The organism is Bradyrhizobium sp. Kon56 (genome assembly GCF_055807635.1).
This window is the reverse complement of record NZ_JBVVOU010000024.1, coordinates 1-17,705: the sequence shown is the minus strand read 5'-3', so window position 1 is coordinate 17,705 and position 17,705 is coordinate 1. Positions and strand designations below refer to the sequence as shown.

Annotated in this window: 17 protein-coding genes; 10 read left to right on the top strand and 7 right to left on the bottom strand. The window is 63.6% G+C overall.

What is annotated here, in order from left to right; all coding sequences use genetic code 11:
* The first annotated feature begins 1 nt into the window (after position 1).
* Genes AC0L3B_RS29200 through AC0L3B_RS29160 form a run of 9 tightly spaced genes read left to right on the top strand, consistent with a single transcriptional unit; the run spans position 2 to position 9,110 of the window.
* Positions 2-478, top strand: a complete 477-nt coding sequence (locus AC0L3B_RS29200; protein WP_473381489.1) for a (2Fe-2S)-binding protein — start codon at positions 2-4, stop codon at positions 476-478.
* Positions 479-489: 11 nt separating this feature from the next.
* On the top strand, positions 490-2,085 hold the full coding sequence (locus tag AC0L3B_RS29195; RefSeq protein WP_247299701.1) for a xanthine dehydrogenase family protein molybdopterin-binding subunit: 1,596 nt from the start codon (positions 490-492) through the stop codon (positions 2,083-2,085).
* Between the two features lies 1 nt (position 2,086).
* Complete coding sequence (locus AC0L3B_RS29190; RefSeq protein WP_085352430.1) at positions 2,087-3,109, top strand: xanthine dehydrogenase family protein molybdopterin-binding subunit; 1,023 nt, start codon at positions 2,087-2,089, stop codon at positions 3,107-3,109.
* Positions 3,110-3,116: 7 nt separating this feature from the next.
* Positions 3,117-3,998, top strand: coding sequence for an AAA family ATPase (locus AC0L3B_RS29185; protein ID WP_018458729.1), 882 nt, complete (start codon positions 3,117-3,119; stop codon positions 3,996-3,998).
* Positions 3,995-5,116: a vWA domain-containing protein gene (locus AC0L3B_RS29180; RefSeq protein WP_473381488.1), complete on the top strand. Its 1,122-nt coding sequence runs from the start codon at positions 3,995-3,997 to the stop codon at positions 5,114-5,116. Before AC0L3B_RS29185 ends, AC0L3B_RS29180 begins: the two co-directional genes overlap by 4 nt.
* On the top strand, positions 5,113-5,997 hold the full coding sequence (locus AC0L3B_RS29175) for an amidohydrolase family protein (RefSeq protein WP_085394194.1): 885 nt from the start codon (positions 5,113-5,115) through the stop codon (positions 5,995-5,997). Before AC0L3B_RS29180 ends, AC0L3B_RS29175 begins: the two co-directional genes overlap by 4 nt.
* A 41-nt stretch (positions 5,998-6,038) precedes the next feature.
* Positions 6,039-6,887 (top strand): MBL fold metallo-hydrolase, encoded by an 849-nt coding sequence (locus AC0L3B_RS29170; RefSeq protein ID WP_007593031.1) that lies wholly within the window; start codon positions 6,039-6,041, stop codon positions 6,885-6,887.
* A gap of 18 nt (positions 6,888-6,905) precedes the next feature.
* Positions 6,906-8,480, top strand: coding sequence for an isochorismatase family protein (locus tag AC0L3B_RS29165; RefSeq protein WP_473381487.1), 1,575 nt, complete (start codon positions 6,906-6,908; stop codon positions 8,478-8,480).
* A gap of 3 nt (positions 8,481-8,483) precedes the next feature.
* Positions 8,484-9,110 (top strand): FMN-dependent NADH-azoreductase, encoded by a 627-nt coding sequence (locus AC0L3B_RS29160; protein ID WP_085352426.1) that lies wholly within the window; start codon positions 8,484-8,486, stop codon positions 9,108-9,110.
* A 23-nt stretch (positions 9,111-9,133) separates the two neighbouring features.
* Here AC0L3B_RS29160 and AC0L3B_RS29155 read toward each other — a convergent pair whose 3' ends face one another.
* From AC0L3B_RS29155 to AC0L3B_RS29130, 6 genes are read right to left on the bottom strand one after another with little or no spacing between them, the layout of a single operon-like run.
* Positions 9,134-10,183 (bottom strand): LacI family DNA-binding transcriptional regulator, encoded by a 1,050-nt coding sequence (locus AC0L3B_RS29155; protein WP_085352453.1) that lies wholly within the window; start codon positions 10,181-10,183, stop codon positions 9,134-9,136.
* A complete protein-coding gene (locus tag AC0L3B_RS29150; protein ID WP_085352425.1) occupies positions 10,180-10,824 on the bottom strand; it encodes a ThuA domain-containing protein in 645 nt (214 codons plus the stop codon). The genes AC0L3B_RS29155 and AC0L3B_RS29150 overlap by 4 nt, the downstream gene beginning before the upstream one ends.
* Before the next feature lie 10 nt (positions 10,825-10,834).
* Positions 10,835-11,932 (bottom strand): Gfo/Idh/MocA family protein, encoded by a 1,098-nt coding sequence (locus AC0L3B_RS29145; RefSeq protein WP_247370706.1) that lies wholly within the window; start codon positions 11,930-11,932, stop codon positions 10,835-10,837.
* A gap of 22 nt (positions 11,933-11,954) precedes the next feature.
* On the bottom strand, positions 11,955-12,803 hold the full coding sequence (locus AC0L3B_RS29140; RefSeq protein WP_085352423.1) for a carbohydrate ABC transporter permease: 849 nt from the start codon (positions 12,801-12,803) through the stop codon (positions 11,955-11,957).
* Positions 12,796-13,737 carry a carbohydrate ABC transporter permease gene (locus AC0L3B_RS29135; RefSeq protein ID WP_085385835.1) on the bottom strand — a complete coding sequence of 314 codons (942 nt, stop codon included), beginning with the start codon at positions 13,735-13,737 and terminating at the stop codon, positions 12,796-12,798. The genes AC0L3B_RS29140 and AC0L3B_RS29135 overlap by 8 nt, the downstream gene beginning before the upstream one ends.
* A gap of 2 nt (positions 13,738-13,739) precedes the next feature.
* Entirely contained in the window at positions 13,740-14,996 is a 1,257-nt protein-coding gene (locus tag AC0L3B_RS29130; RefSeq protein ID WP_473381486.1) for an extracellular solute-binding protein, read from the bottom strand.
* Positions 14,997-15,159: 163 nt separating this feature from the next.
* On the opposite strand from AC0L3B_RS29130, the gene AC0L3B_RS29125 reads away from it, so the two are divergent.
* Positions 15,160-15,918: an SDR family NAD(P)-dependent oxidoreductase gene (locus tag AC0L3B_RS29125; protein ID WP_018458719.1), complete on the top strand. Its 759-nt coding sequence runs from the start codon at positions 15,160-15,162 to the stop codon at positions 15,916-15,918.
* A 34-nt stretch (positions 15,919-15,952) separates the two neighbouring features.
* Here the strand turns inward: AC0L3B_RS29125 and AC0L3B_RS29120 are convergent, their stop codons facing one another.
* Positions 15,953-17,101, bottom strand: coding sequence for an ABC transporter substrate-binding protein (locus AC0L3B_RS29120; protein ID WP_085352421.1), 1,149 nt, complete (start codon positions 17,099-17,101; stop codon positions 15,953-15,955).
* Positions 17,102-17,705 lie beyond the last annotated feature (604 nt).

Below are 17,705 nucleotides of genomic sequence, written 5' to 3'. Positions count from 1 at the left end.
TATGGCCAAGACTGCCCTGCAATTTCGTCACAATGGCAGCGATGTCGCCATTTTCGTCGATGGCGGCACCAACCTGCTCGTCGCGCTTCGCGAATTGATCGGCGACATGACGCCGAAATTCGGCTGCGGCCAGGGGGGCTGCGGCACGTGTAGCGTCCTGATCGACGGCGAGCTCCATCTCTCCTGTCTGACGCTGGCCGAGACCGTCGCCGGCCGCTCTGTCGAGACGCTGGATAGCCTGAAGCAGGGACCGAACCTCCATCCGCTGCAGCGCGCCTTCGCCGAGAATTTTGCTGCCCAGTGCGGCTATTGCACGCCGGGCATGCTGATGGCTGGCAAGGCGCTGCTCGACCGCAATCCCTCCCCGAGCCGCGCCGAGATCGTGGAGGCGATCTCCGGCAACATCTGCCGCTGCACCGGCTACGAGCCGATCATCAACGCCATCCTCGCCGCCTCCGGCGGCAGGGTGAGCGCCTGAAGGACCAGATCATGCTGGAACTACGCAAGGACATCTTCGCCGACGAGCGCGACGATAATCTCAACGAGATCGGCAAGGGCACACAGCGCCAGGACATGCTTGGCCATGTCACGGGCACCTCGAGCTATTTCAACGACCACAAGCTCCAGGGCATGCTGCACCTGAAAGTCGTTCGCTCGACCCATTCGCATGCAAGGATCCGGCGGATCGATACCGCGGACGCCGAGCGCTCAGCCGGCGTGCGCCGGATCATCCGCGGCTCCGACGTGCCCCGCAACCTCAACACACTTTTGAGCCTGATCAATTTCGGCAAGGACGACGAACCATCGCTGGCCGTCGACAAGGTCCGCTACAAGGGTGAGCCGATCCTGGCCATCGTCGCCGACAGCGAGCGCGAGGCGTTCGAGGCGATCGCAAAGGTGCGGATCGACTATGAGCCGTTGCCAACCGTGTTCGACGTGGAAGATGCGCTGAAGGCCGGCGCGCCCGTCGTCAACGATACCTATCCGAAGAATGCCTTCATTTATCACGACACATACGACCACCAAAAGCTCCGCTTCGGCGATGCCGATGCCGCACTCGCGACCGCCGATCACGTGCTTGAACAACGCTACCAGATGTCACCAATCGAGCACGCGCCGACCGAAACCAATGGGTCGATCGCGGCGCCCGACACCAACGGGCGCTATGTCGTCTATACGTCGACGCAGGCGCTGTTCTTCTCGGTCGACACCTGCGCCAAGATCCTCGACGTCCCTTCCAACACCTTCCATTTCATTGGCGGCACCGTCGGCGGCGGCTTTGGCGGCAAGGTCGACACGCTGACCGAACCGTTATGCATCCTGGGTGCGATGCTGACGGGACGTCCCGTGCGCTACGTGTTCGGACGCGAAGAAGAGATGCAATACGGCCCGCCGCGCGGCGCCGAGCGCATCTACATCAAGGACGGCGTGATGCGCGATGGCCGCGTCGTCGCGAGAAAGATCCGCGCATATTTCGACAGCGGCGCATATACGCGGCTCTCCAGTTATGCAGCGGTGAAATGCGCAGCCCATCTGCCAGGACCCTACACCATCCCGAACGTCTATGGCGACGTCTACTGCGTCTTCACCAACCGTACGCCTGCAACCGCGATGCGCGGCTTCGGCGTCACCGCCATGGACTTTGCGATCGAATGCCAGATGGACAAGCTCGCGAACCTCGTCGGCATGGACCCGATGGAGTTCCGCATCCTCAATGCCTATCGCGACGGCGACATGAAGGCGCATCGGCGCGAGGCCAAGAACACGGCGCTGATCGAGTGCGTCCAGGTCGCGGCCGAGAAAGCCAAATGGCCGATCCGCGACGAGTTCAAGCGCGCCTCCTCCCGCAAAGACGGAGGCGGCAGCCGCGCTGCCATCCCGCGGACGCCTGCCGACATCCACGTACGGACGACCGCGCCGGCGCAGCAGCGCACGAGCTATGATCGCCTGCCAACGGCCGCGTCGCGCGAACCCCCGCGCGAGCCCCCACCGCCCGCGCCGCCACCGCCATCGCCACCGCGACCAACATCGCCCTCGCATGGGGCGGGCCGATTCTCATCCGTGTTCGGCACCAGGAGGCGTTGAGATGACGCGACATCGCGGACGCGGCATCGCGTCGGTCAACTATCCCATCGGCATGAACCTCGGCGGCGATCCCAGCCAAGCCCTGGTTCATTCCAATCCAAGCGGCAAGTTCACCGTAGCGCTGTCCTCGATCGACCTCGGCCAAGGCATGAAGTCGGTCACGCGGCAGATTTGCGCAGAGACGCTCGGCGTACCCGTCGAGGACGTCTATGTCGATACCGCCGATTCCGATACTGGCCCGCATTGCATGGGCTCGTTCGCCTCGCGCGGCACCCATCGCGTCGGCAATGCAGTGATGGCGGCGGCGCGCGAGGCGCGCGGCGTGATGATGGAGGCGGCCGCAGAAGAACTCGAGGTCAACGCCGCCGATCTCGAAACCGACGGACGTGGCAACATCCACGTCAAGGGCGCGCCGCACCGCTCGATCTCCACCAAGGACGTCGCCATCGCCGCGCAGTTCAAGCAGGGCAAGACCATCGCCGGCCGCGGCATCTTCCTGGTTCCTCTGTCCAATGTCGATCCGGAAACCGGCGAGATGTCGCCGGCGACCTGTTACGCCCATGCCTGTCTCGTCGCCGAGGTCGAGGTTGACGACGAGACCGGCGAGGTCACGATGATCCGCATGGATTCTGCCTATGAGCTCGGCCGTGCGCTCAACCCGCGCCTGGTCGAGCAACAGCTCGTCGGCGGCGCCTGGATGGGCGTCAGTCACGCGCTCTACGAGACGCCAGAACCCTATTATCCCGACCCGGTCCACGGCCCTCGCGACTTCGTCGAATATGTCATGCCCGGTCCTGGCGATATCTGCCCGCACGACATCGCCGTATTGGAACGCCCCGCTCCCGATGGCCCCTTCGGCGCCAAGGGGCCCGGCGAAATGTGCGCGAATCCCGTATTGCCGGCCGTTGCGAACGCCATCTTCAACGCCGTCGGCGTGCGCATCGACGATCTGCCGATTACGCCGGAGAAGGTGCTGCGCGCGATCAAGGCCGAGGGCGGCGCGCGCCCTCAGGCGCGGCGCTGAGGTCTCGATGGCCGTCCGCAGCAACATCGTCGGCATCGACAGCCCAGAGGCACTGGAGAAAGCGCTTCGGGCAGCCTATTACCTTGCCGACGAGGGGCTGGCGACCGCAGCCTATCTCGGGCTGGCACTCGGCAAGCCATTGCTGCTCGAGGGAGCGCCGGGCGTCGGCAAGACCGAGGCCGCCAAAGCCATTGCCGCGGTCCTCGGCCGCCGCCTGATCCGCCTGCAATGCTACGAAGGCATCGACGCATCTGCCGCACTCTACGAATGGAACTATCCGCGCCAGATGCTCGCAATCCGCCAGGCCGGCGATGAGAGCGTCGACATCTACGGCGAAACGTTTTTAATCGAGCGACCGATGCTGGCGACGCTGCGCGCACCTGACTCAACTGTGCTGCTGATCGACGAAATCGACCGCGCCGACCAAGAATTCGAAGCCTTCCTGCTCGAGTTCCTGTCCGACTTCCAGATCTCGATTCCGGAGCGCGGTACGGTTCGCGCCTCTGAGCGCCCGGTTGTCGTCCTGACCTCGAACCGCACGCGGGATCTTCATGAAGCGTTGCGGAGGCGATGCGTCTATCACTGGATCGACTATCCCTCCGCCGAGCGCGAAGCGCGCATCGTGATGATGCGGGCCTCCAGCGTCGCCGAGGGGACCGCGCGGGCCGTCGTCGCCGCCGTCGAGAAGCTGCGACGCGAACCACTCAGCAAGGCGCCCGGGATCGCCGAGGCCGTCGACTGGGCCGAGGCCGCCACGCTGCTGCACAAGGGCGGCGCACGGTGGCCTGATGCCTTCAGGCGCTCGATCGGCGTTGCCTTGAAAGACGAGGAGGATCTGCACTTCATTTCGCCGCGCCTCGATGCCCTGCTGGCGGAGGCCTCTGCATGAGCGCCGAACCCGAACTGCCGCGCGCTGCGCGTGTATTCATCTCGTTCGTCGGCTTGTTGCGAACGAACGGATTTGCCGTCGCACCGGAACAGACGACGTCGTTCCTGGCCGCAATCCAGTTGCTCGGTCCCCGCAGCCTGGAGGACATTCGGCAGGCAGCCCTCGCAACACTGGCTCCTCCACCGGAGCGTCGCGCAACGTTCGACCGGCTGTTCGATCTGCACTTTCGCGGAAACGAGGCAATCGAGCGCGTCGATGACGGTGAGGACGACGAGACTGTTCGGCTGCAAGAGGAGGCCCGTGGAAACGACGAGCCGCTGTTGTCGGACGAGGCCAACGAGTCCGGTCTCGCAGCTGCGCGCGCCGAAGCCCTGGTCGAGCGCCGCTTTGCGCAGCTCTCGACCACCGATGCGCTGCGCCGGCTGTCCCGCGAGGCGCCGAGGCGCCTGCCGAAGCGGCGCGGCCATCGCCGCATGCGGGCTCGCAGCGGATCCTACGCGGATTTGCGCCGCACCCTGCGCGACTCCGTTCGCAGCGATGGCGAAATTCTCCGGCTGGGGCGTTTGAAGCGGCGGCAGCGCCCACGCAAGATGTTGCTTCTGATTGACGTCTCCGGCTCGATGAAGACCCGCACCGAAGAGAATATGAAGTTCGCGCACACGTTGGTGCAGGCGGCGCCCAGCGTCGAGGTCTTCACCTTCGGCACGCGGCTGACCCGCATCACCCGCCCGTTGCGACTCAAACGCCGAGAGCAGGCGCTCAGGGCGGCGGCCCATGCGGTCAGCGACTGGGACGGCGGCACCCGAATCGGCGATGCGCTTCAGGCGTTTCTCGCCGTGCCCCGCTTCGGTGGATACGCGCGGGGCGCTGCCGTGATCATCGTTTCCGACGGCCTGGAACGGGGCGAACCCGATGCGCTGCGCGATGCGGTCGCGAAACTATCGCGCCGTGCGTGGCGCGTGAGCTGGCTGACACCGCTCGCGGCTGGTCCCGACTTTCGCCCGCAGACCGAAGCGCTGGTCGCGATCGAACGCTTCGTCGACGACCTCGTCGATGGTGGCTCGAGCGCGTCGATCGTCGCGCATGTGCTGGCGCTGGGACAAAGGAGAGTTGCGTGACCGACGTCGTCGATGGGCACCATCATATCTGGCGCCAGACCGACCTGCCCTGGCTGGTGGGTCCGATGCAGCCGCGCATCTTCGGTCCGTACGAGCCGATCCGGCGCGATTACCCGATCGAGGAATATCTCGGCGACATCGAGGGCAGCGGCGTTACCCGCTCGGTCTATGTCCAGACCAACTGGGCCAATGACCGCTTCGAGGACGAGGCCGCTTGGGTGCAGCAGACCGCCGAGGAGCACGGCTGGCCGCATGCCATCGTAGCTTACGCCGACTTTTCGGTGGACGACGTGCGTCCACAGCTCGACCGCCTGAAGCGTTATGCCCTCGTACGCGGCGTTCGCATGCAACTGCATTGGCACGAGAACCCGCTTTATCGCTTTGCCGCGCGGCCGGACCTTTGCACCGATCCCGTGATCCAGCGCAATATCGCCCGCCTTGCGGATTATGGCTGGAGCTTTGACCTTCAGGTGTTCACGCCACAGATGCCTGACGCTGCGCGCCTTGCGGAATCCTGCCCTAAGGTGACCTTTATCCTCCAGCACGCCGGCATGCTGGAGGACCTTTCACCGGCAGGCCGCGCCGCGTGGCGCGCCGGGATGGCCCGCCTCGCCGCATGCCCGAACGTCGTGTCGAAACTATCGGGGCTCGGAACCTTCATCCACCGCAACGACCCCGCGCATATCGCATCCGTCCTGACCGATACGATTGCGATCTTCGGCGCCGAACGCTGCCTGTTCGGCTCGAATTTTCCGATCGAGAAATTGTGGACCAGCTATCGCGCGTTGATCGATGCATTCCGTGCCGCCGCGGCGCCGCTACGCGATGATCAGCGCGAAGCCATTTTCAAGACCACCGCTATGCGCGTCTATCGGCTCTGAGCGCCGAGGAAACAACGAGAACGGACACAGGGAGGGACGGAATGCCGCTGGAGATCAAGATTTTGGACTATGGCGATATTGAGCTGGAATCGAGCTTTTTGGTTCTCGGCCGCGATTGCGGCCGCACCCGCCGCGTCCTCACCCTCGGTTTCCTGATCCTCGGCGGCAAGTATCCGGTCGTGGTAGACACCGGTTACCGTTCCAACCAGATCATGGAAACGCTGGGGATGCGCGGCCTGCAGTATCACGAGCACATGATCGAGAACCAGCTTGCGCGGCACGGCGTGCGGATGGGCGATGTGCGTTTCGTCTGCCACACCCATCTGCACATCGACCACGCCGGCAAGGACGATCTGTTTCCGATGAACACGACCGTCGTCCTCAACCGTCGGGAGCTTGAATATTCTGTGTCCGGCCTGATGCATCCGCAATATCCGGCACCGGATATCAAGCATCTGATCGACCGTCTGCACACCAAGAGTGCGCTGCGCTTTCTCGACCTCGAGATCACAGGTCCCATCGAGTTGATGCCGGGTGTCTACTGCGACGCCGCGAATGCGCATACCGAGGGATCGATGAATATCATCGTCGAAACTGCCGACGGCATCGCCACCATCTGCGGCGACGTCATCTATGATTTCAACGACCAGATCGTGACGCCCTTCAACGAGATCCACGACTGGGAGCCGCGCACCACTGGCAACCACGGCACCACCAAGCGGGCCGAGAAGGCCGCCATCAAAAAGCTGCTCAGCAATTCGCGCTATCTGCTGCCGGTCCACGACCGCCCCGCCAAGATCGAAGGCGGCAACGTCGTCGGCCGGCTGCACGACCAGGTGCCTGGGCCGGTCGTGCAGTCTCTGCCCCAGCGCAACTGGTTTCCGGCCTAGACGCCAGAGGATCGACCGATGACCCACGTCACCTTGCGCTCCGAATTCGAGACCCTGATCGATCCCTACGCACCAGTCGCGCAAATCGGCACCGGTTTTGACTTTACGGAAGGACCGATCTGGCATCCGGTGGATCATTATCTGCTGTTCTCAGACATGCCGGGCGACGTGCGCCGGCGCTGGGATGCGCGGCGCGGCGTCGCCGAGGTCAAGCGTCCCTCGAACAAATGCAACGGCATGACCTATGACGCCGAGCTCAATTTGATCGTTTGCGAGCACGCGACATCGTCGTTGATCCGCGAGCGGCCGGACGGACGGCGCGAGGTGCTGGCCTCGCACTTTGGGGGACAGGAGCTCAACAGCCCCAACGACGTCTGCGTGCACTCCTCCGGCGCGATCTATTTCTCGGACCCCTGGTATGGCCGCATGCCGGTCTATGGCGTCGAGCGGCCGAGGCAGCTCGGTTTCCAAGGCGTCTATCGCGTCGTGGCCGGCGCCGACCCGAAGCTCGTCGTGGACCGCAATCTGTTCGACCAGCCGAACGGGCTGTGCTTCTCGCCCGACGAGAAACTGCTCTATGTCAACGACACCGTGCAGGCACTCATCCGTGTATTCGACGTCAACGGCGACGGCTCGCTGTCGAGTGCGCGTGTGTTCGCGAGCGGTATCCGCTCCGAGCTCGAGCCCGGCTTGCCCGACGGCATGAAGTGCGACCAGCACGGCAACGTCTGGGTTACGGCCCCCGGCGGGGTCTGGGTCTATTCGCCGCGGAGCGAGCTGCTCGGCAAGCTCCGCTTGCCCGAACTCGTCGCCAACCTTACCTGGGGCGGGCCGGATTTCCGCACGCTGTATCTGACTTCGACGCACTCGGTCTATGCCATTCCCACCAGGGTCGGACCGCGCCACGAGCCCTATATGAGCGGCAAGCGAGGCAGCGGCACGGCGGCCGCGGGCTCTGCTTCCGCTGCCCCCATCCTTGCCGACGGCGAAATGCAGCTCGACCCGCGACGCTGCGCCATGATCATCCAGGATCTCCAGAACGACGTCATCATGGACGGCGGCGCCTTTGCCGATTCCGGCGCGCCAGGTCACGCGAAGCAGCAGCGCGTCGTCGAGAATGTCCGCCGCCTGGCCGAAACGGCACGGGTGCGCGGCGTCGCCATCATTCATGTCTGGTTCGTCGTCGAGCCCGGCGCGCCCGGCGTGACGCTGAATGCGCCGCTGTTCGAGGGTCTCGTCGACAGCAAGGCGATGGTGCGCGGAAGCTGGGGGGCGGCACCGGTGTCAGGTCTCGAACCACGGCCCGGCGATTTCGTGGTCGAGAAGGTACGAATGAGCGCCTGGGAAGGCACGAGGCTCGAAACGATCCTGAAAGCCACCGGCCGCGACATGATCATCAACACCGGCGCCTGGACCAACATGTCGGTCGAGCACACGGCGCGGACCGGTGCCGACAAGGGCTACTTCATGATCGTTCCCGAGGATTGCTGCTCGACCATGAACGCCGATTGGCACGCCGCGTCGATCGATTTCGCCATGCAGAACGTCGCCGTCGTGACCAAGGCCGATGCGGTCATCAAAGCGCTGGGATGAGCGGTGGCGAAGCTCCTGCACCTGTCTTGCTCGCCCCGCGGCGACTCCTGGTCAGGCGCCGGCGCACGCGTTTTCCTCGACGGCTTTCGCCGAGCTCGGCCCGACTGGGACGTGGACGTTATGGATCTCTGGCGCGAGCGCTTGCCGGAATTTTCAGGCCCCATTGTCGAAGCCAAATATGCACGGATGAAGGCGCAGGCCTTCAACGACTCGCAGCGGGACAGCTTCGCGGAAGCCGAGCGGATGGCGGTGCGCTTAGCGCTCGCCGAGCGGGTGCTGATTTCGACGCCGATGTGGAACTTCGGCATTCCCTATAAGCTCAAGCAATGGTTCGACATCATCGTCCAGCCCGGGCTCACCTTTCGGTTCGATCCGTCGCTGGGGTATATCCCGTTGCTGAAGGACCGGCCGACCATCGTCATCATTGCCAGTGGCAGCGATTTCGCCACCGGAATGAATCGCGGGCGCATCGACATGGCAGCGCCTTACCTGCGCGAAATTTTGCGTTTTGTCGGTATCAACAATGTCCGTTTCATTCCGATCGGACCAACCACCGGACCGCAACAGCCCATTGAGGTGGCTCGCGAACGAGCCCATCGACGCCTGGCCGCAATGGCCGAGAGCTTCTGATGCGCCCCGCAGGTCAGTCGAGGCTACGGCAGATTGTCCCGCAGAAAAATGTCGATGCGGATGCGCTCCTGGTCGGGGCTGATCGGCTCACCCGAACAATGCGCGAGCAGGACTCGCGCCGCAGACCGTGCCTCGTGGCCGGGATCCTGGTTGATGATGGCATCGAGCGTGCCGCGGACCAGGAAACGCCGCGTGTATTGGGTCAGCTCATGGGCAATCCAGACCACCTCGCGCGCCCGTCCCGAGGCCTCGAGCGCGTCGGCGATGCCACGGTTCCCGGCGCCGCAGCAGTATATGCCGCGCAGATCGGGCTGGCGCGCGAGCAGTGCCGCAGTGAGCTCCCGGGTGCGCTCGCTGTCGTCGCGGCCCTCGATCACGGGCAGCGCGTGCAGGTTCGGATACTCGCTGGACAGGATCTGGTGGAAGCCGAACTGCCGCTCGGTGTGATCGCGCAGCGACAACGATCCCGCGATGACGGCCACCGTCCCCTTGCGACCAGTGAGGAACCGTCCCATCAGCGTTGCAGCGGTGCGGCCTGCCGCCGGGTTGTCGATGCCGACATAGTGCAGCCGGCGCGAGCTCGGCGCGTCCGACACGAGGGTCACCACAGCGACCCCGCGCGCAGTGAGTTCGTCGATCGCGGCGCGCACCCTGGGATGGTCGAGCGCGATCACGGCGACGCCCTGATAGGCAGGCGAGAGATTTTCCAGCGCGGCGGCGAGTACGTCCGGATCGAACACGTCGACACGCAGGATATCAATGAAGCCGCGCTGGCCGGCGAGCCAGTCTGCGGTGCGCTGGACCTGCTCGGTCAGGTTGGTCATGAAGCTGTTGCTGCCCGTCGGCAGCACAAAGGCAAAGCGGAACGTCTGCCCGCGGGCAAGCCGCGCGGCCGCGACGTCGGCTCGATAGCCGAGTTTTGCCACCGCGGCCTCGACCCGCGCGACGGTCTTGGCGCGCACGCCCTCGCGCCGGTTGACGACGCGGTCGACCGTGGCGAGCGAAACACCCGCCGTGCGCGCAACGTCCTCAAGCGTGGCACGAATCACCGGCTGGCTCGCACCAGCATTCATTCGCGCGCCGCCCACAGCATGCCGCGGGTCATCAACGTTCGGATTTCCGGTACGTCGAGTTCGTAAGCGCGGTGGCCGAGCGAGGAATAGAACACCCTGCCCGCGCCGTATCGCTTCTTCCAGACCACGGGCATTACCACGCCCTCGATCCAGGGCGCGTGCTCGCCGGTGAAGGTCGTCGTCGCCAACACCTCGTTGGCGGGGTCGACATGCATGTAGTACTGCTCGGAACGATGCTCGAAACTCTTCAGGCCCTTCATGATGGGATCATCCGGCTTCGTCAAGTCGACCTTGTAGTCGATGATGTTGCCGGGATGCGCAACCCACTGCCCGCCGCACAGGAACTGGTAGTCGACGGAATCGCGGAATGCGTCGCCCATGCCGCCATGATGGCCGGCGAGCCCGACGCCGCTCCGGACCGCAGCGCAGAGATTGAGCGCTTCCGCCTTCTCGATTGTCGACATGGTGTAGATCGGGATGATCAGCGACAGGTCGTGAATCGCGGGATCGGCGAACGCGGCGGTGGTGGTTTCGATCCGCACCTCGAAGCCTTCAGCCTTCAGCCAACCACGGATCATCGAAGCACAGAGATCGGGATCGTGCCCGGGCCAACCGCCCCATACAATCATTGCCTTGCGCATGTTTCTGTCCTCAGTCGATCTGTCCGGTTTCACGCCCGGCCGGCAGCATCGCCGGCCGCTCGACGCGGCTCTCGATCTTGACGCGCCGGCCTTCCTCGGCAGAGATCTGGAACGCCTCCATCACCTCCAGCACGTGGAAAGCGAGCGCGCCGCTCGCACGATGCGGCCGGTTGTTCAGTATCGCGGAGGCCATATCGGCGGCGCCAATGGAACGGAACTCGCCATCGACATGACCGTGGGTCAGCGACACCGGTTCCCAGTCGCCGCCGGTCTTGGCGACCTGCACCTCGCCACCGAAGCGGTTCGGATCGGGCACGAGCATGCTGCCCTTGTCGCCATAGATCTCGATCGGCGCGTGCCGGTGCTTCGGCACATCAAAGCTCATCGCGATCGAGACGACCGCCCCGCCCTCGAATTCGAGCGTGCCGGCGACATGGGTCGAAACTTCGACCGGGATCAGCGTTCCGTTCATCGGCTGGCTGGTGACCAGCCGCTCGGATTTCGGACGCGCGGTCGAGCCCATCACGCTCGCCACCGGGCCGAGCAGCTGCACGAGATCGGTGATGTAGTACGGGCCCATGTCAAGCATAGGGCCGCCGCCGCGCAAATAATAGAAACCCGGCGCCGGATGCCAGCGCTCATGGCCGGGGCAGCCGAAGAACGCGCTGCCGGCCACGGGCGTGCCGATCGCGTCATCGTCGATCAGCTTGCGCGCGGTCTGGTGCCCACCGCCCAGGAACGTATCGGGCGCGCAACCGACGCGAAGATTCTTCTGCGCGGCGAGCTCCATCACCTTGCGCGCTTCCGTGACGTTAATGCCGAGCGGCTTCTCGGAATGAACGTGCTTGCCGGCGTTCAGCACCGCCAGGCTGACGTCGGTGTGGGCGAGTGGCACAGTGAGATTGATGACGATCTCAACGTCGTCTCGCTTGAGCAGCTGATCAACCCGCATCGCCGGCAACCCGAAGGCGGCGCCCTGCCGCTCTGCCGCATCGCTGCGCATATCGGCGAGCGCCTTGATTTCCATGACCGCGAAGCGCTGGGCCGCCTTCAGATAAGCGGTGCTGATATTGCCGCAGCCGATGATGCCGATGCCGACTTTTCTCATTGTGATCTCCGTGAGGTACCGTTCATCCCTTGACCGCGCCGGCGGTGAGGCCTGCGACGATGTGCTTCTGCGCCAGGAGGAAGAGAATGATCGTCGGCAGGATGGTCAACGTGATGAAGGCCAGGATCAGATGCCACTCGGACGAATACTCGCCCTGATAAATCATGATACCGAGCGGCCAGGGATAGAGCGCGTCGGTGTTGAGCATCACCAGCGGCAGCAGATAGGCGTTCCAGCTGTTGACGAAGGTGATGGTACCGACGGTCGCCAGGATCGGCCGCGATAACGGCAACGTCACATAGCGGAAGAATTTGATATAGCTGCACCCGTCGACCAGCGCGGCCTCCAGCAATTCGTACGGGATGTCCTTGAAGAAGCGCCGCAGCAGCAACACGCTCATCGCAAGACTGAAGGCCGTCTGCGGCAGGGCAACGCCAAAATATGTATCGAGCAGCCCGAGATCGCGGACCTTGATGAAGAGCGGCAGCACCGCCGTCGCGGCCGGAAACAGCAGGCCCAGCGTCAGGTAGCTCAGCAGCATCGAGCTGCCATAGAACCTGATATGGGCGAAGGTGAACGCCGCCATCGAGGCGACGATCAGGGTCAGGGCCACCGTGAGGGTCGAGATGATCAGCGAGTTGCGCAAGAGCTGCCAGTAGCGTGCCGAGAACAGGATGTCGGCATAGTTCTGCCACTCCCAGTGGCGTGGCAGGCCGAACGGATTGACGCGCAGTTCGCCGAGCGATTTGAAGCCACCGAACAAGGTCGCGAGCAGCGGCACCACTACGATGATGGCAACGACGGCGAGGAACACCAGCTTGAACAATACTGAGGGATCGAACGGCGCGCGGATGGTCCTGGCGTTACTCATCGCGCATGAACCATCGCTTGTACGTGAAGGCAAAGGTCACGCAGATCGCAAACAGGATGACGCCGATGGCACTGCCGTAGCCGACCCGCATGCGTGAGATGCCATTGTTGTAAAGAAAGCTCACCATCGTGTTCGAGGAGTCCGCTGGCCCCCCGCGCGTCAGCGGCATGACGAGGTCGAACAGCTGCAGCGAGCCGACGATGGCGAAGAACACGGAGAGCCTTATCGTCGGATAGAGCAAGGGGATGACCACATGTCGCAAGGCTTGCGATCGGGTCGCGCCGTCGATACGCGCCGCCTCGACCAGGCTCTTGTCGAGGCCCTGGAGCGCTGCGATGAATAGCATCATGTGGAAGCCAAAGTACTTCCAGACGACCACGATCAGCACCGCCAGCATGGCCGTATCCGTCGATGCAAGCAGATGCGGCGGCTCGGCGCCGAAGCTGCGCCAGATCGAGGCCACAAGGCCGTAGTCGCCATCATAGACGAAGCTGAAGATCAGCCCGGTCGCGATCTCCGCCAGGATATAGGGCATGAAGAACAGCATGCGCAGCGCCACCGCCCCTCGAAAGCGTTCGGCGAGCATCAAGGCAAGGGTGAGCGCAAGCGGCAGCTGGATGGCGAGCGAAACAGCGATGATCAGGCCGTTGTTGCGCAGAGCGAGCCAGAAGGCGCGGGTCTCCAGCACAAAGCGGTAATTGTCCAGGCCAATCCAGTTGGTCGGCCTGCCGAACCCGTTCCAATTGAAGCCCGAATACCAGGCTGCTTCGCCGATCGGCAGCACAACGAACAACGTGAACAACAGCAGCGCCGGCGGCAGGAACAGGATGAGCACCGTCAGCCTGCCGTCCCAACTCGGGCCACGGACCGTGACCTGCGGGATCATCTCGCCAGCAGCGCCGATCGCCGACACGCTCGCGGTCCGCCGCGTCACCGTCAGTTGCCCTGTTTCCACGCCGCCTCGATCGCCTTGGCAGCCTCTTGCGGGCTCATGCTGCCGCCGGCGATCTCGGCAGTAACGTCGTTGACGACGCGGCCGACCGACGGACCCAGGCTCTGGTCATAGAAGTTCTGGTGGTAGTTCGACTTCGCTAGATTGGCGGCGATCAGCTTCATGAAGGCGTTGTTGAGGCCGACATCCGCACCCTGCACCACCGGGATGATGAAGTTGCCCGCGGCAAGCCGCGTCTGCACCTCTTTGGAGACGAAGTACTTCAGGAAATCGACAGCCTCCTTCGGCGAGCCTTTTGTGATCAACCAACCGGTGATGCCCCCGAGCGTATCGGTCGGAGCGCCCTTGCCGCCGGTCACGACCGGGAAGTCGAACCAGCAGATCTTGTCTTCGATCAATCCGACCTTGTCGGCGGCGAGAGCGCGCTGCAGATGATAGACCGTGCTGATCGCGAGCGTCATCGCCGCCTTGCCGTCGCCGAAATAGCCGACCGCCTGCGGGTTCTTGAAACCCAGGAAGCCATTCTGGAACGGTTGGAGATCCACGAGTTGCTTGAACAGCTCGCCGGATTTCTGGAAGGTTTCCCCGGCAAAGCCGCCGTTCTCGCCACGCAACGCCGCATCGAACGCCGCCTTGCCGCCGATGCGCACAGCAAGATGCGTCCAGTAGAAGTGCAGTGGCCACTTATCGGCGCCGCCGACCACGATCGGGGTCACGCCGGCGGATTTCAACGTCTTCACGGCAGCAAGCAGATCGTCCCAGCTCTTGATCCCGGCAGGGTCGACCTTCGCCTTGGCCATCAGCTCCTTGTTGCAGAGGAAGCCGACCTGCGAGAGCGCCGTGGGCAGACCATAAACACGGCCGTTGCTGGTGAAGGCGGCGAGCGCCGCCGGTGTGAGACTGTCGCTGTAGCCCTTCACAGAATCGGTGATGTCGTCGAGCACACCGGCCTCGATCTGCGTCTTCAGGACACCGCCGGCCCAGCTGTAGATGATGTTGGGCCGGTCTTTGGATTGCAGGATGGTCGGCAGCTTGGCCTTGTAGGCCTCGTTCTCGAGGAACTGCATCTCGACCTTGACGCCGGGATGCGACCCCTCATAGGCGCGCGCAACCTCCTCCCAGATTTTGACCTGGGCCGGGTTGGCCTCGATGTGCAGCCACTTGACCGTCGTTTCGGCCGCAGCGAGTTTCGCTCCGAACAGGCATGCGACAACGGCTAGCAGTTTCCCGAGCAGTCTCATCACATTCCTCCCAAGGGCTCTTATTCTTTGATGCAATCCTGCCTTCGATTTTTGAGGTACGCAACTGAAATTCTGACCTATGCACCTCACGAGGGAGGTCGCTAAGGTGAGCGGGAGAGTCGGGCCGCGTCGCGCTGCCCCCAACGCAAATCGAGGGATATCCATGGCTGCCGTTTATTCCGACCTCGCCGGCAAGGTCGTTCTCGTCACCGGAGGCGCATCGGGAATTGGCGCTGCGATCGTGCGGCGCTTCGCACAGCAGAAATCCAATGTCGTGTTCTTCGACATCAATGTCGACGCGGGCCAATCGCTGGCACGCGAGCTGTCGGATCAAGGTCTTAGCGCGCGTTTCATGCGTGTCGACTTGACCGATATTGCCGCGTTACGTGCCGGTGTCGCGGAGGCGCGCAATGTGCGCGGCGCGATCAACATCCTCGTCAACAATGCCGCGCATGACGAGCGGCACAGCACCGAGGAAATGACACCGGAATATTGGGACGACCGCATCGGGGTCAACTTGAAGCACCAGTTCTTTGCTGCGCAGGCCGTGTTGCCGGACATGAAGGCGGCGAACGCCGGCGCTATCATCAATTTCGGCTCGGTATCGTGGATCGCCGGACAAGGCGGCATGGCCGCCTACACCGCCAGCAAATCGGGTGTGATCGGTCTCACACGCTCTCTGGCGCGCGATTACGGCGCCTACAATATCCGCGTGAACGCGATAGCGCCGGGATGGATCATGACTGAGCGCCAGCTCGATAAATGGATGACACCCCAGGGCGAGGTCGAGCTCATGCAACGACAATGCCTGAAGCGCAAGCTCATGCCCGACGAGGTCGCGAAGTTCACCATCTTCCTCGCTTCCGACGAGGCTTCTGCCTGCACAGCCCAGCACTACATCGTCGATGGCGGCTGGGTCTGAGGCGGACCAGACCAGATCGTGCATCGGCGCGCCGCTACTTTGCCAGGCGGAACTTCCCGCCTTCGACCTTGATGAGAAAGGCCGAGCGCTCATCATAGCCGTTGTGATCGGCCTTGCTCATGTTCGACAGCCCATTGTTGAGATAGATGTTCTGCCCACGCTCGAGTGCGTCCCGCAGCGCCGCGCGAAATTCGATTGTGCCAGGCTTTGCCGTCTTCAGCGCATCCGGTGCAGCTTTTCCGATCAGTGCCACGACATCCCAGAGGTGAGCAGCGAACATGTTGGGCTTTTGTCCGTTCGCCGCTTCATACGCGGTCACGAACTCCTCCGTCGAACGACGGAACGGATCTCCTGCGGGAAGATCGGCGGCAATGGTAAAAGCTTCGCCCGCGAATACCGCACCTTCGACGTTCGCGCCGCCGAGCTTGATGAACTCCTCACTGGCCACGCCGTGTGTCTGAAATATCTTCCCGGCGTATCCGCGCTCGCGGAGCGCCTGCTGCGGCAGGACGGCCGGAGTTCCTGCGGACGCGATGAAGACGGCATCGGGATTGGTCGACATCACCTTCAGTGCCTGACCGGTGACGCTGGTGTCGGCGCGCGCGTAGACCTCATGTGTGGTTACGGTCAGCCCCAACGCAGGCGCGAGGCGGCTCACCTCCTTGTAGTAGCCCTCGCCGTAGCCATCCGAAACGCCGATATAGCCGAGCGTCTTCACGCCTGATGTCGCGATATGCTTGAGGATGGCGGCCGCCATGAGGTCGTCATTGGGAACGACCTTGAAAGCCCAGGCACGCTTCTCATCCATCGGTTGAACGATGGCCGTAGCGGCAGCGAGCGACAGCAGCGGCGTCTTCGATTCGAGCGCGACATCCAGCATCGGCATGGTCACCGGGGTCAGAGAGGAGCCGACCAGCACGTCGACCTTATCCTGGATCACCAGCCGGCGTGCGTTCTGGACCCCTTTGGTCGAATCCGACTCGTCGTCCAGGACGATATAGGTCACCTTCTCTCCACCGATCTCTTTCGGAAGAGCTGCAACCGTCTTGAGCTGCGGCTGTCCCAGAGCGGATCCCGGGCCGCTTGCCGAAATCACAATTCCAATTTTGATGTCCGCGTGAGCAGCATTTCCAAAAAGGACGCATGCCACAAGAAGCGAGGCTCGCGCGAAACCGATCTTCATGTCCCGTTCCTCCCTGTCCGCTTTGATGACTCCGCCGGCTGCATCGGGCGCCCCGGCTCGAGCTTGCACTGCTCTCCGGGACGCACCGACGCTGCCCAGAAGGCACGTCGTCCGACATACGCGTTCCCTCCTGCGGTCCCGAGCAAGCGGGCGGATCATGCTAAGCGGATCGCGGCAACGTGTCTGTCCCTAGCGTTAGGGACAAGACATCGGTGCTCGAACCGGAATCTCGAGGTAGACGGACACGCCTTCGCGTTCTCGCGGCGCATTTCGCCCGAGCTTTGCTTGGTCGCTTCACCCTCTTGTCCAAGAGGGCGCAGGGAAGGCCGGGTGCCGGCTGGCACCCGCGGTCCGCTGCGCGAAAATGTAGCGCAAGGGAAACCGCACAGCAGCATACAGGTGTAGCCAATCACTCGGCCTTCCCTGCGCGATGGTTGGACGGCTTATGCCGTGCTCTCCCGGGAGCCGAGTTCTCTTTGGCCTCCCTCGTCCCAACGAAAGTCACCGGCACCGCGCCGGTTGACGCGGATGCCGCATTCGCCAGGGCTTGACCGTAGCAACGACGGCCAGGACCACACGGTTTTGCCGTACGCACGGCTCGCCA